General features: G+C 46.2%; 17 protein-coding genes. 4 read left to right on the forward strand and 13 right to left on the reverse strand.

The window, feature by feature from the left end; translation table 11 throughout:
* Positions 1-231 precede the first annotated feature (231 nt).
* From fusA to fkpA, 8 genes are all read right to left on the reverse strand, one after another.
* On the reverse strand, positions 232-2,331 hold the full coding sequence (gene fusA, locus R7Z10_RS21500; RefSeq protein WP_005382794.1) for an elongation factor G: 2,100 nt from the start codon (positions 2,329-2,331) through the stop codon (positions 232-234).
* 75 nt (positions 2,332-2,406) lie between these two features.
* Complete coding sequence (gene rpsG / locus R7Z10_RS21505; protein WP_005382796.1) at positions 2,407-2,877, reverse strand: 30S ribosomal protein S7; 471 nt, start codon at positions 2,875-2,877, stop codon at positions 2,407-2,409.
* 101 nt (positions 2,878-2,978) lie between these two features.
* A complete protein-coding gene (gene rpsL / locus R7Z10_RS21510) occupies positions 2,979-3,353 on the reverse strand; it encodes a 30S ribosomal protein S12 (protein ID WP_004399892.1) in 375 nt (124 codons plus the stop codon).
* Positions 3,354-3,530: 177 nt separating this feature from the next.
* Positions 3,531-3,806 (reverse strand): sulfurtransferase complex subunit TusB, encoded by a 276-nt coding sequence (tusB, locus tag R7Z10_RS21515; RefSeq protein WP_053350705.1) that lies wholly within the window; start codon positions 3,804-3,806, stop codon positions 3,531-3,533.
* Positions 3,807-3,813: 7 nt separating this feature from the next.
* A complete protein-coding gene (gene tusC, locus R7Z10_RS21520) occupies positions 3,814-4,170 on the reverse strand; it encodes a sulfurtransferase complex subunit TusC (RefSeq protein ID WP_053350706.1) in 357 nt (118 codons plus the stop codon).
* Positions 4,167-4,562, reverse strand: a complete 396-nt coding sequence (gene tusD / locus R7Z10_RS21525) for a sulfurtransferase complex subunit TusD (RefSeq protein WP_053350707.1) — start codon at positions 4,560-4,562, stop codon at positions 4,167-4,169. Before tusD ends, tusC begins: the two co-directional genes overlap by 4 nt.
* A complete protein-coding gene (locus R7Z10_RS21530) occupies positions 4,559-5,281 on the reverse strand; it encodes a transcriptional regulator (protein WP_005382804.1) in 723 nt (240 codons plus the stop codon). The genes tusD and R7Z10_RS21530 overlap by 4 nt, the downstream gene beginning before the upstream one ends.
* Positions 5,282-5,424: 143 nt before the next feature.
* Positions 5,425-6,207 carry an FKBP-type peptidyl-prolyl cis-trans isomerase gene (fkpA, locus tag R7Z10_RS21535; RefSeq protein ID WP_017821751.1) on the reverse strand — a complete coding sequence of 261 codons (783 nt, stop codon included), beginning with the start codon at positions 6,205-6,207 and terminating at the stop codon, positions 5,425-5,427.
* A 128-nt stretch (positions 6,208-6,335) separates the two neighbouring features.
* Between fkpA and R7Z10_RS21540 the strand changes: the two genes are divergently transcribed.
* Both R7Z10_RS21540 and R7Z10_RS21545 read left to right on the forward strand, forming a co-directional pair.
* Positions 6,336-7,322: a WD40 repeat domain-containing protein gene (locus R7Z10_RS21540; protein ID WP_017633742.1), complete on the forward strand. Its 987-nt coding sequence runs from the start codon at positions 6,336-6,338 to the stop codon at positions 7,320-7,322.
* Positions 7,319-7,546, forward strand: coding sequence for a SlyX family protein (locus R7Z10_RS21545; protein WP_005381455.1), 228 nt, complete (start codon positions 7,319-7,321; stop codon positions 7,544-7,546). Before R7Z10_RS21540 ends, R7Z10_RS21545 begins: the two co-directional genes overlap by 4 nt.
* An 83-nt stretch (positions 7,547-7,629) precedes the next feature.
* On the opposite strand, the gene R7Z10_RS21550 is transcribed toward R7Z10_RS21545, so the two are convergent.
* From R7Z10_RS21550 to kefG, 5 genes are all read right to left on the reverse strand, one after another.
* On the reverse strand, positions 7,630-8,571 hold the full coding sequence (locus tag R7Z10_RS21550) for an isoaspartyl peptidase/L-asparaginase family protein (protein WP_031777285.1): 942 nt from the start codon (positions 8,569-8,571) through the stop codon (positions 7,630-7,632).
* Between the two features lie 131 nt (positions 8,572-8,702).
* Complete coding sequence (gene slyD, locus R7Z10_RS21555; RefSeq protein WP_005381451.1) at positions 8,703-9,254, reverse strand: peptidylprolyl isomerase; 552 nt, start codon at positions 9,252-9,254, stop codon at positions 8,703-8,705.
* A 92-nt stretch (positions 9,255-9,346) separates the two neighbouring features.
* Positions 9,347-9,547, reverse strand: a complete 201-nt coding sequence (locus R7Z10_RS21560) for a YheV family putative zinc ribbon protein (protein WP_005381449.1) — start codon at positions 9,545-9,547, stop codon at positions 9,347-9,349.
* A 33-nt stretch (positions 9,548-9,580) separates the two neighbouring features.
* The gene (gene kefB, locus R7Z10_RS21565; protein ID WP_017633740.1) at positions 9,581-11,377 is read right to left on the reverse strand and encodes a glutathione-regulated potassium-efflux system protein KefB; all 1,797 of its coding nucleotides are present in this window, start codon (positions 11,375-11,377) and stop codon (positions 9,581-9,583) included.
* On the reverse strand, positions 11,361-11,954 hold the full coding sequence (gene kefG / locus R7Z10_RS21570; RefSeq protein WP_005381444.1) for a glutathione-regulated potassium-efflux system ancillary protein KefG: 594 nt from the start codon (positions 11,952-11,954) through the stop codon (positions 11,361-11,363). The genes kefB and kefG overlap by 17 nt, the downstream gene beginning before the upstream one ends.
* A gap of 209 nt (positions 11,955-12,163) precedes the next feature.
* On the opposite strand from kefG, the gene R7Z10_RS21575 reads away from it, so the two are divergent.
* Complete coding sequence (locus R7Z10_RS21575) at positions 12,164-14,083, forward strand: ABC transporter ATP-binding protein (protein WP_053303045.1); 1,920 nt, start codon at positions 12,164-12,166, stop codon at positions 14,081-14,083.
* A complete protein-coding gene (locus tag R7Z10_RS21580; protein WP_033907158.1) occupies positions 14,080-14,568 on the forward strand; it encodes a TIGR02444 family protein in 489 nt (162 codons plus the stop codon). The genes R7Z10_RS21575 and R7Z10_RS21580 overlap by 4 nt, the downstream gene beginning before the upstream one ends.
* The last annotated feature ends 51 nt before the right edge of the window (positions 14,569-14,619 follow it).

The raw sequence follows: 14,619 nt of genomic DNA on the forward strand, positions 1-14,619 counted from the left end.
TGTTTTACCGTGGTCAACGTGGCCGATAGTACCAACGTTAACGTGCGGTTTCGTACGTTCAAATTTTTCTTTAGACACGATCGTGTTCCTTCCTAGTTATGATTCGTCGTGATCATTATTGATCGACGACGCGCCAGAAATTGTTATTTTATGCGCCAACGCCCGTTAGCGCAATATTTGGACGCCCTGATCTCGCAAAAAGTCGTAAACTTTTTGCAGTTCAATCGTCAATTAGTAACCACGCTCTGCAATAATTTTATCTGCGAAGTTTTTCGGCACTTCAGCGTACTCGTGAAACTCCATAGAGTAAGACGCACGGCCTTGAGTTGCAGAACGTAGATCAGTTGCGTAACCGAACATTTCGGATAGTGGTACTTGAGCACGGATGATCTTAAGACCAGCCACACCTTCGTCCATGCCTTCAATGATACCGCGACGACGGTTTAGGTCACCAACAACGTCACCCATCCAGTCTTCCGGAGTGGTTACTTCGACATTCATCATAGGTTCTAGAATCACAGGTTGTGCTTCTAGTGCACCTTTCTTGAATGCCATCGAGCCAGCGATCTTAAACGCCATCTCGCTTGAGTCTACATCGTGGTAAGAACCATCAAATAGTGTAGCTTTAATATCTAGTACAGGGTAACCCGCTAGAACACCACTATTCATTTGCTCTTCGATACCTTTCGATACCGAGCTGATGTATTCCTTAGGAATCACACCGCCCACGATTTCGTCTACGAATACGAAACCTTCACCAGGCTCAGAAGGCTCAAGTTTGACCCAAACATGACCGTATTGACCACGACCACCTGATTGACGAACAAACTTACCTTCAACTTCCGCTTTACCACGAATGGTTTCACGGTAAGCAACCTGAGGTTTACCAACGTTACAATCAACGCTGAATTCACGCTTCATACGATCAACGATAATGTCTAGGTGAAGTTCACCCATACCAGAGATCAGAGTCTGACCTGATTCGTCGTCCGTTTCCACGCGGAATGATGGATCTTCCGCTGCTAGTTTACCTAGCGCGATAGCCATTTTCTCTTGGTCTGCCTTAGAACGAGGCTCTACAGCAATCTGAATAACTGGTTCAGGGAACTCCATGCGTTCTAGAATCACTTTGTGGTTCTGATCACACAGTGTGTCACCTGTTGTTACGTCTTTCAGACCGATAGCAGCTGCAATATCACCAGCGCGAACTTCTTTCACTTCTTCACGCTTATTCGCATGCATCTGAACGATACGACCGAAACGCTCTTTCTTCTCTTTTACTGAGTTGTAAACAGCGTCACCCGAGTTTACAACACCGGAGTAAACACGCATGAAAGTTAGCGTGCCCACGAATGGGTCAGTCGCAATCTTAAACGCTAGCGCTGAGAAAGGTTCGTTGTCGTCAGCATGACGCTCAACTTCATTTTCTCTTTCGTCGACACCTTTAATTGCAGGTACGTCAACAGGCGATGGCAAGAACTCAACTACTGCATCCAGTACCGCTTGAACACCTTTGTTCTTAAACGCACTACCACAAGTAGCCAGTACGATTTCGTTATTTAGTGTGCGAGTACGTAGAGCTTGTTTGAGCTCAGCTTCAGTCAATTCACCTTCTTCAAGGTACTTGTCCATCAGCTCTTCGCTAGCTTCAGCAGCGGATTCAACCATGTGGTTGCGCCACTCTTCAGCAAGTTCAATCATGTCAGCTGGGATGTCTTCGTAAGTAAACGAAGTGCCTTGATCGGCATCATTCCAGTTGATCATTTTCATCTTGATAAGGTCGATGACACCTCTGAACTCATCTTCCGCACCAACGTTCAGCTGGATTGGAACAGGAGTCGCACCAAGACGATTCTTAATTTGGTTCACAACGCGTAGGAAGTCTGCGCCCGCACGGTCCATCTTGTTTACAAATACCAAACGTGGAACGTGGTATTTGTCTGCTTGACGCCATACAGTTTCAGACTGAGGTTCAACACCAGATGAGCCACAGAACACAACCACAGCACCATCAAGTACACGAAGAGAACGCTCTACTTCGATAGTAAAGTCAACGTGTCCAGGGGTATCAATGATGTTTACGCGATGCTCAGGGAACTGTGCTTCCATACCACGCCAGAATGTAGTAGTCGCAGCGGATGTGATAGTGATACCACGCTCCTGCTCCTGCTCCATCCAGTCCATGGTTGCTGCACCATCGTGAACTTCGCCGATTTTGTGAGAAAGGCCAGTGTAGAACAGAATACGCTCAGTTGTGGTTGTTTTTCCTGCATCTACGTGAGCACAGATACCGATATTACGGTATAGCTCAATAGGAGTTTTACGAGCCACGATTGTATCCTCTTACTAAGGTGTACCTTAGAGTATAGAAAAGTGCTGCGAGAGAACCTCGCAGCACAGAAGGTATTACCAACGGTAATGAGCGAACGCTTTGTTTGCGTCAGCCATGCGGTGAACGTCTTCACGTTTCTTAACCGCAGTACCTTTGTTCTCAGACGCGTCTAGCATTTCAGCAGCTAGGCGTTGAGCCATAGATTTTTCACCACGCTTGCGCGCAGCTTCAACCAACCAACGCATAGCAAGTGCGTTACGGCGAACCGGACGTACTTCTACAGGTACTTGGTAAGTTGAACCACCAACACGGCGAGATTTAACCTCTACCGCTGGGCGAACGTTTTCAAGAGCTTCTTCAAAAATAGCTAAGTGGTCTTTACCAGACTTTTCAGCCATAGCATCTAGTGCAGTGTAAACGATTTTCTCTGCAGTAGATTTTTTACCGTCAACCATTAGGATGTTAACGAATTTTGCCAGCAATTCAGATTTGAATTTTGGATCTGGAAGGATCTTACGCTGACCAATGACGCGACGACGTGGCATGGATTTATCTCCGTTGTCTTCTTCAGGTTTTATCCAAAACTTTTCAGTTTTTTCAAAAAATTAAAAATAATTTAGTGTTTGGCCTTACTTAACGGAATCCATTAAGACTTAGGACGCTTCACACCGTACTTAGAACGACCTTGTTTACGGTCATTTACGCCAGCACAGTCTAGTGCGCCGCGAACAGTGTGGTAACGCACACCTGGAAGGTCTTTAACACGACCACCACGGATTAGAACAACTGAGTGCTCTTGAAGGTTGTGACCTTCACCGCCGATGTACGATGTAACTTCGAAGCCGTTTGTCAGACGTACACGACAAACTTTACGAAGTGCTGAGTTAGGTTTTTTAGGTGTAGTAGTGTAAACACGAGTACATACACCACGTTTTTGTGGGCACGCTTCTAGTGCAGGCACGTTGCTTTTAACAACTTGCTTTGCACGTGGCTTACGTACCAACTGGTTAATAGTTGCCATTAACTAGCTCCTGATTTACTTGAAAGTAAGCTTTGTGAAAAATCTATCCCCAACTGCCAATGCAGTTAGGGACGCAAAATTCTATGCAGCAGTGAGAGGTGTGTCAAGAAATATACGGATCTTTTTTGTTCAATTAGAACAATTCATCCGTAAAGCTTTGTCGACAGCAAATCTTGTTCAATCCCAAGTTAGGGATTTATCCTGATTTGCTGTTAGCTCAACGAAGCCTGAGTAATTCACAATCGTCAGCGATGGACTGATACGATTTGCAATACCGCGAGCTTGAGTATCGCTCTCTAACACAAATACGCTGCGGTTTTTTAGGTGGGAAAATGCTTTATGTTGCGAGTTAGCAGCGTACACTGCATCTTCTATAAGTAAGATGTCATCCTGTTCACTGCATAAGGGCATGGCGTCTTCTAGAGCAGAGACTGTTTTTATGATGTGTAACATAACTTCCTCAAAAAGACAGTAGCTTGCCAGCGTGTCGTAACTTATCTTTGAGCTGTTCTGAGCTTAACGCTTGGGCCTCAATGACTAAATCCGCTTGCGCCAAACCTCGCTGGGTTAACGACTCTGAACACACAAAGACTTGTTCGATGTCGTATAAATCGAAAAGCTTTAACATCGGCGCGTAATCTTTACTCAAAATATTGTTGGGGTCTTGTCCGAGTAGAAGCTGGTATACCCCGTCCCCCATGAAAATGACGCTGATATCTTCACAGTAAGCCGACGCGGCTAACAGTGCATCCACACCTTCACGACCAGCTGCACTGCCATGTGGCGCACTACGAAATAGATAAGTTAACTGACTCAAAACTGTACCACTCTGTCTTGGGTTAACATCGCTTCAGCTAGGCTACCTAAGCCTGCTTGTTCAAAACCATCGGCTAGATTGTTCTGAACCAAACCATGTTGATTCGCTTCTTCTTCACTTACAATCCCGCGACGCAAAGCGGCCGCGACACAAGTTTCTAGGCGAACACTATGCTCTTTAGCCAAAGACTGCCACGCCTTATTGAGATCAAACTCATCGTTGGCTGGCACACTCAAAGCAGTACCATTAGTCACACCATCTTGATAAAAGAAGACGCTCACTAGCTGATGGCCTTGCTCTATCACCGCTTTGGCGAACTGATAAGCACTGCGCGCTGACTGGCTGCCATAAACGGGACCATTCACCACTAACGTGTAAGTCAGTTTGCTCACCTTTCATCATCCTCGGTTTTACGTTGACGAATGTACAAGTAAACGGTGTGTTTTGAAATATTAAGGCGATCCGCGACACGGTTGATGGCATCTTTAATATCGAAGATACCTTTGTCGTACAACTCCATCACGATCTGGCGATTTTTGGTGTTGTTAGACACGGACTTATCCGCATTGATCTCTTCGATGGTGCGTTCAACAGTTTGGTCCACCAGCTCTTCTACATCACTAGCAAAGTTGACCGAGGAAGCCGCTTCTTTCGCTTCTTGCGTCGGCATGAAAGACTGAAGGACTTGCGAGAAAGGCGCATCCAAGTTGACGTTGATACACAACAAACCAATCACGCGATTTTCGCCATTACGAATGGCGACAGTAATCGACTTCATCAACACGCCACCTTTTGCACGGGTAAAGTACGAACGTGAGAAGTTGCGCTCCGAGCCTTCGATGTCTTTTAGCATCTTAAGCGCTAAATCAGTGATTGGTGAGCCGACTTGGCGCCCCGTGTTTTCACCGTTAGCGATTTTAATTGCAGAGGTATTTAAGTCTTCTAGAGAGTGAAGAACGATTTCACAAAATGGACCTATCAGGCTGGCGATACCATCCACGACCGCCTCATAAGATCTTAAAATGATTTTGTCGTGCTCGGTAAACGGCATCACGTTAACGGATTCCATTTCGAGCAACATCTCCGCGTTTATTGTTTCTGTAGTTGTCATAAGCCTTCGAGCGAAAAATCAACAAATTGGTGTAAGTTTATCAGAAAATTTGAAAAGCAACCTAGCAAACTCACCAACTAGTGACCTAGAACAAAAAAGGCCCGTTAAACGGACCTTTTTCAATAACTTATCGCAGCTTATTGTTATTGCTCTGCGTTGTCGTTCTCAACTTTTAGCAGCTCAACTTCAAATACTAGCGTTGAGTTAGCAGGAATGCTTGGTGTGTCTTGGTCACCGTATGCTAGCTCTGGCGGGATAACGAATTTGAATTTAGAACCCACAGGCATTAGCTGAACACCCTCTGTCCAACCTGGGATTACACGGTTAAGTGGGAACGTTGCAGGTTCACCACGATCGTATGAGCTGTCGAACTGAGTACCGTCGATCAGAGTACCTTTGTAGTGTACTTGAACCGTATCAGTGTCTTTTGGCTTCTCACCTTCAGCTGGTGTCATTACTTGGTATAGAAGACCTGTATCTGTCTTCACTACGCCTTCTTGCTTCTCAAACTCAGCACGGAAGTCATCGCCAGCTTTTTTCGCTTCAGCTGCTTTCTCAGCCGCTTGTGCTTGCATCTTTTCTGCAACACGCTTGTCTAGAGATTCTAGTGCTGCACGTGTTTCTTCTTCATTCAATTCAGCATTGCCTTTGAAGACGTCTTCGATACCTTTTAGTACCAAATCTTTGTTAAGATTAATGCCGATTTCGCTTGGCTTGTCGATGCTTGTGCTTAGGTAGTTAGCAAATGAAACACCGATTGCGTATGCCGCTTTGTCGTCGTCGGTTTTAAAGTGAACCGCTTTGCCGGTTTCTGCTTGAACTTGTTCTGCTTGAGGTGCGGTTTCTGTTTTAGTTTCTTCTTTCTGACAACCTACCGCTAGCATAACTGTTGCAGCAAGTAGCGACACTTTTAAAACTGATTTCATTAAATTCTCCCAATAATGGCTCTGCCATTGGTTGTTGTGCACAAATCTTCTATGAGACTAGTGAAGACAATCGTTATACCAATATACTAGCTATATGTCTTAAGACACAAACCGGATTATTAGATGTGATGCAAAGAATTTTTCATTTATTCCTATATTTAATTGTCATCACCACGTTAAATGGTTGCTTTTTCGCCGAGCGTGAAGTGCAGCGTTGGCCGATAGAACCTCAAGGTGCGACGAGCTTCGCACTTAGCAGAGATGGACGGTTTGCTCTGCTCTATTCTCAACAACGTCATTTGATGTTGTGGGACCTAGAGCAAAATGAACAACTAGCCAATCTGGGTGAACTCGATGCCGATGCCAATGTGGTTTCCCATATCCGCATATCTGACAATGGTCGCTACGCAATTACAGCAAGCCAAATGAACTTCGCAGTTTGGGACCTAGGCTGGACGCAATCCGAAGGCCTTTGGTCTATCTCTGATGCGCTCATTCGCGACGTTGATATCACCAGTAATGGTGAACAAGTTCTGCTTGGGTTATCCAACGGTAAAGCAATTTATGTCAACTTAGTCACCGGGCGTCGCATGGAGTTCCTTGCGCATCGTGAAAAAGTCAATTCCGTGGCCATTTCTCCTAATGGGCGCTTCGCCCTAACCGGAGGTAATGACTATAAAGCGTATCTGTGGGATACCGAAACCGGACAAGTACTACGAACCTTCGAACATGAACAACGAATTGTTCGCGTGGCCCTGCAAAGAGATGGAAAATTAGCAATGACATCTGATGGCGGAAACCAAGCGATTGTTTGGAATTTAAAAACTGGACAAGAAGTCACACAGTTGAGCAGTTGGTCACGCCAATTAATTTTCTCTACCGCACGATTTTCTGACGACGGGACTCAACTAGTCACAGGAAGCCCTTCTGGCCGTGTGTCGATATGGGATACTCAAACCGGAAAACGAATGAGTGGATTTGAAGTGGAGCCCAAAAAAGACACTCGCCCTCCCCGTGCGGTCGTGTATGATGCAGCCTTTGATTCAAAACAACGCGTAATTACTGCTACTTCAGCAGGTATTGCCCAAGCTTGGCAGTTAGAGAACGGATCATGACAGAAAAAATCATTCAGCAATTGGAAGCACGCATTAATGACTTAGAATGTCAGCTTGCGTTCCAAGAACAGACTATTGAAGATCTGAACGGCGCTTTATCGCAGCAACAACTGCAAATTACCAAGATGCTCGATCAGATGAAATATGTGGTAGGTAAAGTAAAAAATATGGACTCGTCGAATTTAGCCGATCCGTCAGAAGAAACCCCACCACCGCATTATTAAAATGCAGGCTCAAATAGCATAAAGCCCAGAACATGTTCTGGGCTTTGTTGTATTAATTACTTAAGAAGGTACTCAAGAAGAAGCTATTCGTCGGCGTAGATTTTAACGCTCAGCTCGCCTTGCGTATTAATGCCTGCTCGGTACATGCCAGAACTGTTCATCGCAAAGTGCATCTCACCTTTAGCATCAATGGCAATCAAACCGCCCTCTCCGCCCATCTGTTTGAGAGCACCTTGGATAATGTGTTCACAAGCCGTATGAATATCTTCTTGTAAGTAACGCATACGTGCTGCAACGTCTTCCGCAACACGTTTACGAATAAAGAACTCACCGACACCCGTAGTGGAAACTGCCACAACGCCATTTTCGGCCACCGTACCACAACCAATCAGAGCCGAATCTCCGACTCGGTTGTATTTCTTATTCGTCACGCCACCCGTACTGGTGGCAGCGGCTAAGTTGCCTTGTTGATCTAACGCTACCGCACCAACCGTACCGTGCTTACGGTCATCTGGGTAACGAGATTCCGACAAAGCAAACAGTCCTTTCTCACGCATAGACAGCAACTGCTCATAACGGCGATCAGTAAAGAAGTAATCTTGCTCGGTATACTCATGGCCTTGCTCAAAAGCAAACTTCTCTGCGCCCTCACCCACCAACAACACATGATTGCTGTTTCGCATCACGTCACGAGCGAGCTCAATTGGGTTTCTAATATGACGAACACCTGCGACCGCACCTGCTGCAAGGTTTCGCCCATCCATCACAGAAGCGTCCATTTCAACCATTTCGTTGTTGGTCAGCACTGAGCCTTTACCCGCATTAAAGTTAGGAGAGTCTTCCAATACTTTCACTGCCGCTACGACGGCATCTAAGGCTTCACCGCCCGTTTCTAGAATTTGATGTCCCGCTTTTACCGCAGCTTCTAAATCCGCCAAGATGGATTGTTGCAGCTCATCGCTCATCTGTTCACGCAAGATGGTGCCCGCACCACCATGAATGGCAATCGAGAAAGGTTTCGTCATCACTTTGTCCAACTGTTATTCCTTGTATGGTTGGCACTACACCTTAGATAAACAAAAAGCGCAAGTTGAAAACTCAACTTGCGCTTTTCAAAGCTTTGCTAGATAAGATTATCTAGTGAAGGAGCTTATGATTAGTGAGAACCACAGCTACCGCCGCCACAGCAGCCGCCTTCTTCTTCGTGATCGTGGTCATGATCGTGACCACCACAACAGCCACCACCTTGGTGGATGTGACCGTGTTCGATCTCTTCTGCTGTTGCTTCACGTGTAGACATAACCTCTACTTCGAAAGTTAGTGTTTGACCAGCTAACATATGGTTACCGTCAACAACCACTTCGTTGCCGTCAACTTCTGTTACTTCAACAGGGATTGGACCTTGGTCAGTGTCAGCTAGGAAGCGCATGCCCACTTCGATTTGCTCAACGCCTTGGAATACGTCCGCAGGAACGCGCTGTACTAGCGCATCGTTGTGCTCACCGTAAGCTTCTTCAGGAGCTACCGTTACTGAGAACTTGTCGCCAGCCACTTTACCTTCAAGTTCTTTTTCAAGACCTGTGATTAGGTTGTTGTGACCGTGAAGGTAATCTAGGGGTGCTTCTGCTGTTGATTGATCAACAACGACACCGTCTTCCATCATTACTTTGTATGCAAGGCTTGCAACAACGTTCTTTTCAATTTTCATACTAACTCCAGGGAGATTAATTGACTTAACCTGAATGGGGTTAAGTACTGAGATATCTGGGTGTATTATGGGGATCAATTATCGAAGTTCAATTATTCCGGCTTAAAAATTCCGATCATTTCCTGATCTGAGTGTTTATTTTTCTCTACAGATTGTGGTTTGCGCTGCTCTGTAAACTCACACTCGACACACTCAACTAACTCGATGTTATTTTCAATCCACCAGCGCAGGGTATCTTGCTGGCTGCAATTTGGGCAGCTAGCGCCGGCAATAAAACGTTTCTTGATTTTCACGCTATTTCCTTAGCTTGAGTCTTGGCTCAAGTACTACTTCCAATGATTAGGTGACTGATGGTCGCTCTCCATTTCACGACCAAATATTTCTTCTAGCTCTTTGCGGGCCTCTTTCGCTCTTTGAGCTAATTTCTTATCTTCATTGTGTTGAGGCAATAAGTCCTTAAGCATAGCATTATCTAACTTGCGAAAATGTGCTTCTGCCCGCTTTGCTTGATAAGGATGCATACCCAGTTCTACGAGCGCTTGGCGACCGAGATCTAGCGCCCCTAAAAATGTTTCACGAGAGTAATTCTCTACACCATGACTCATTAACTGGTAAGCCTCGACACGGCTTCTTGCTCGGGCTAACAACTTAAGTTTCGGGAAGTGCACGCGACAAATGTCCACGATGGCCATCACCTCATCAGGTGAATCAGTACAAATAATCAATGCTTCCGCTTTATCAGCGCCAGCAGCCCTCAATAGGTCAATTTGTGTAGCATCGCCATAAAACACTTTGTAACCATACTTACGTAATAGGTGGATTTGGCTGGCATCACTTTCTAATACTGTCACTTTGATTTTATTGGCATACATTAAACGTCCGACGATCTGACCGAAACGTCCAAAGCCTGCAATGATAACGCGTGGTCGGCGATCCACGACTTTCGTGGTCATGCCCTCTTCTTCTTGATTCAGGGTATGAGCAAACCACTTCTTTTGTCCCATCAGCAAAAGAGGAGTCGTCACCATGGATAGACTGACCACCACCAACAGAAACGCCACTTGCTCTTTGGACAAAATGCCCTCTTGGCTCGCCGCGGTAAATATGACAAAGGCAAACTCACCGCCTTGGCTCAAAATTGCAGCCATACGGCTTCTCGCTTTGGCTCCGACACGGGCAGCTCTCGCCAATGCATACAAAACCAAACCCTTAACCACGACCAAAGCCACCACCGCACCGAGAATCTCTAAAGGGTGTAATGCCAATAACCCCAAGTTTACCGCCATGCCCACCGCAATAAAGAATAACCCCAACAACAGACCTTTAAATGGCTCGATAGCGATTTCCAGCTCATGGCGATACTCACTCTCTGCCAGCAAAACGCCTGCTAAAAAAGTCCCCAATGCCATCGAAAGGCCAAGCTTTTGCATCACGACCGAAATGCCAAGCACGACTAAAAGTGCAGCAACGGTAAAGAGCTCACGAACGCCGCTCATCACGACAAAACGAAATAGCGGACGTAGTAAAAAGTGACCTCCAATCAACAGTGCTACCACACTGCCTAAAATAGTGAAGACATCCAACCAACTTCCACCACTATGCCCGCCTGCTAGCAAGGGCAACATCGCCAGCATCGGGATCACTGCAATATCTTGAAAGAGCAGCACCGCAAAACCAGATTGCCCCGTTTCGGTACCATTAAGCCCTTGCTCTTCAATGACTTTAAGCGCAATCGCCGTCGAGGACAGCGCCAACCCCATCCCGATCACCAAACTCACTTGCATGCTTACGCCAAACATACTGACGACACTACCAATCACGGCGGTCGTGACCACAACCTGCGCACCGCCTAAACCTAAAATCGGCCCTCGCATCTGCCACAATTTTTTAGGGTTTAATTCCAGCCCTATCAAAAACAGTAACAACACAACCCCAAGCTCGGCAAAATGCAAAATGGCATCAACGTCGCTAATTAAGCCAAGCCCCCATGGGCCAATCAACACACCAGCGAGTAAATAACCTAAAACCGAGCCAAGCCCAAGGCGCTGAGCAATCGGCACCGCAATAACCGCAGCCGAAAGAAAGACCACACTGCTTTGAAGAAACTCACTGGTGATCGCCATACTGACCTCCTCGATCTGCCGCTTGCCAGTTTTCAAGTGGGTTACTCAGCCATCCACGGTATAACTCGGCATGTTCGTAGCGTTCAATATCCGAAACATTTCTTGACCAATACAACACCAGAGGTTCAATCCAGTGCATTTGGCATAGGGCTGCCGTCAGTTCAAACGGTTGCAAGATTTGCTCAAGTGGGTATTTGTTGTACCCCTTCGCGCTGAAGGCTTCTTCTTTACCACCTGTTGTAATGACACTGCGCCAGTATTTTCCTTCTAGCGCCGCACCTCCGCCAAACGCAAAGCCTTTACCTAACACTCGGTCTAGCCACTCTTTTAATAGGGCTGGACATGAATACATATAAAGTGGATGGTGAAATACGATCACATCGTGAGCGAGCAACAACTCATGTTCGTAATTCACATCAATAAAGAAATCAGGGTAAACACCGTAAAGATCGTGCACAGTGACGTGATCAAGCGACTGAGCTTTTTTTATCATCACTTGATTGGCAATCGAGTTATGTGGCTCTGGATGAGCATAAATGACCAGAACTTTTGGGAGAATAGACGGTGCAACAGCCAAATGGTCGTCCTTGTGGTTATTTTTATCCGTTATCAAATTGTTATACTTTTTTGTACAGCATAATGCAATTAAAGCGAATCAATCGACTTTTCCGGCCAATACCCCTACTATTCACCGCTAGATATATACCCAAGTGGCTTTAAAAACGATTGAAACCACTTCGCTATGTAACCAAGCAACGCGCACTGCGCAAAGTGAATGAAAACTTTATGATTACCTTCTCTGATATTCAGTTACTGCGTGGCGGTAAACCTCTTTTAGACCAAGCTTCTGCGACTATTCACCCTGGCGATAAAGTCGGTCTTGTGGGCAAAAACGGCTGCGGTAAATCAACGCTGTTTGCCCTACTGAAAGATGAACTGTCAATTGATGCTGGCTCATTTAGCCAACCTCAACACTGGGAGTTGGCCTGGGTCGCACAGGAAACGCCTGCGCTAGAGCGCACTGCACTGGAATACGTCATTGATGGTGATCGCGAGTACCGAGCACTCGAAAAGCAGTTGGCTGAAGCGGAAGCACAAGACAACGGCACCTTGGTTGCCGAGATACACGGTAAAATTGAAACCATTGGTGGTTACAGCATTCGCGCTCGCGCGGCAGAACTGCTCGATGGTTTAGGGTTCAGCCAAGAGCAAATGAGTTGGAGTTTGACCCAATTCTCGGGTGGTTGGCGTATGCGTCTTAACTTGGCTCAAGCGCTATTGTGTCGTTCTGATCTACTGCTACTCGACGAACCAACCAACCACTTGGATTTGGACGCGGTAATGTGGTTAGAGCGTTGGCTACAAAACTACCCTGGCACGCTGATTCTGATCTCGCACGACCGAGACTTCCTTGATCCAATTGTTGGTCGCATCATTCACATCGAGAATCAGCAGCTGAACGAATACACGGGTAACTACTCGTCATTCGAAAACCAACGCGCACAAAAGATGGTGTTGCAACAAGCGATGTTTGAAAAGCAACAGAAGCAGATGTCGCACATGCAAAGCTACATCGACCGCTTCCGTTACAAAGCATCAAAAGCACGCCAAGCCCAAAGCCGTATCAAAGCTTTGGAGCGCATGGAAAAAGTACTGCCAGCTCAATTCGATAACCCATTTAGCTTTCAATTCCGTGAGCCAGCTGCGCTGCCAAACCCAATCATGATGATGGATGAAGTATCTGCAGGTTACGGTGACAACCTCATCTTAGAGAAGATCCGCTTGAACTTGGTTCCTGGCAGTCGTATTGGTCTACTCGGCCGTAATGGTGCGGGTAAATCGACCTTAATCAAGCTGCTCTCTGGTGAACTTAACGCGCAAGGTGGTGACCTAACTTACTCACAAGGCGTGAAAATTGGTTACTTCGCTCAGCACCAGTTAGAAACGCTTCATCCTGAAGAAACGCCGCTGCAACACATGATGCAAATCGCACCCGATCAAACCGAACAGCAGCTACGTGATTACCTAGGTAGCTTTGGCTTCCAAGGTGACAAAGCACTAGAAAAAGTTGCGCCGTTTTCTGGTGGCGAAAAAGCCCGTTTGGTATTGGCTTTAATTGTGTGGCAAAAGCCAAACCTGTTGCTACTTGATGAACCGACCAACCACTTAGACTTGGACATGCGCCAAGCACTTACGATGGCACTGCAAACATTCGAAGGTGCGATGGTGATTGTTTCGCACGACCGCTATTTACTGCGCGCTACGACCGATGACTTGTATTTAGTGCATGATCGACAAGTTGCTCCGTTCGACGGTGATTTAAATGACTATTATAAATGGTTAACCGAACAACAAAGAGCGGAACGCAAAGAAGCGCAGGCTGCGCAGCCAAGCAAAGATACGGCCAACAGCGCAGCTGCGAAGAAAGAGCAAAAACGTCGCGATGCAGAGTTTCGAAAACAGACAGCGCCAATTCGCAAAACGCTGACACAACTAGAAAATAAAATGGATAAGTTAGGTGCTGCACTGGCCGAAGCTGAAGAACAATTGGCGGACAACTCACTGTATGCGGCCGAAAATAAAGCTAAACTTAACCAAGTGCTGGCACTTCAAGCTTCCAGTAAAGCTGAGCTCGAAGAAATTGAAATGGAATGGATGTCTGCTCAAGAAACGTTGGAGCAGATGGAGCTAGAGTTTAATCAATGAGTAATCAACACGCTGAATACACACTCACCCTAGAACACCTTTGGCAGTTTAGTCTGCAATTTTATGGTGTGCGAGAAGTGAAAGAGGCGTGTTTATCATTACAGAACAACTACCACGGTAACGTGAACCTACTCCTGCTGCTCAGATGGCTCGATGAGCAGCAACTCATTTTCCAAGAAAAAGACTGGCCCTTGGTGCAAGACTGTCTAGGTAGGAGCGAAACTTTACTTCACTCCTTTCGCGACCTTCGTCGCCACCTTAAGTCTCAAGTCAATGACGCTTTGTATCGTGAGACCTTGCAGTTTGAGCTGCAACTAGAAAAGCAGCAACAAGCGGATTTGGTGGACTGCATTAACTCACTTGCACTACTCAAAAATGATGGTGACCCACTGACGTTGAGATACTGTCGTCAACTCGGTGGGGAGCATTTGCAGCAAGCCTTTGCTATTCCGGTGCCAAACATTCAACCACCAAAACGCCCATAAATCTGTAGAATACCTATAATCTTTATAAAGGATTATATTAATAAGTTCTTC

Source organism: Vibrio sp. Vb1018, assembly GCF_033338775.1.
Taxonomy (GTDB): Bacteria; Pseudomonadota; Gammaproteobacteria; order Enterobacterales; family Vibrionaceae; genus Vibrio; species Vibrio alginolyticus.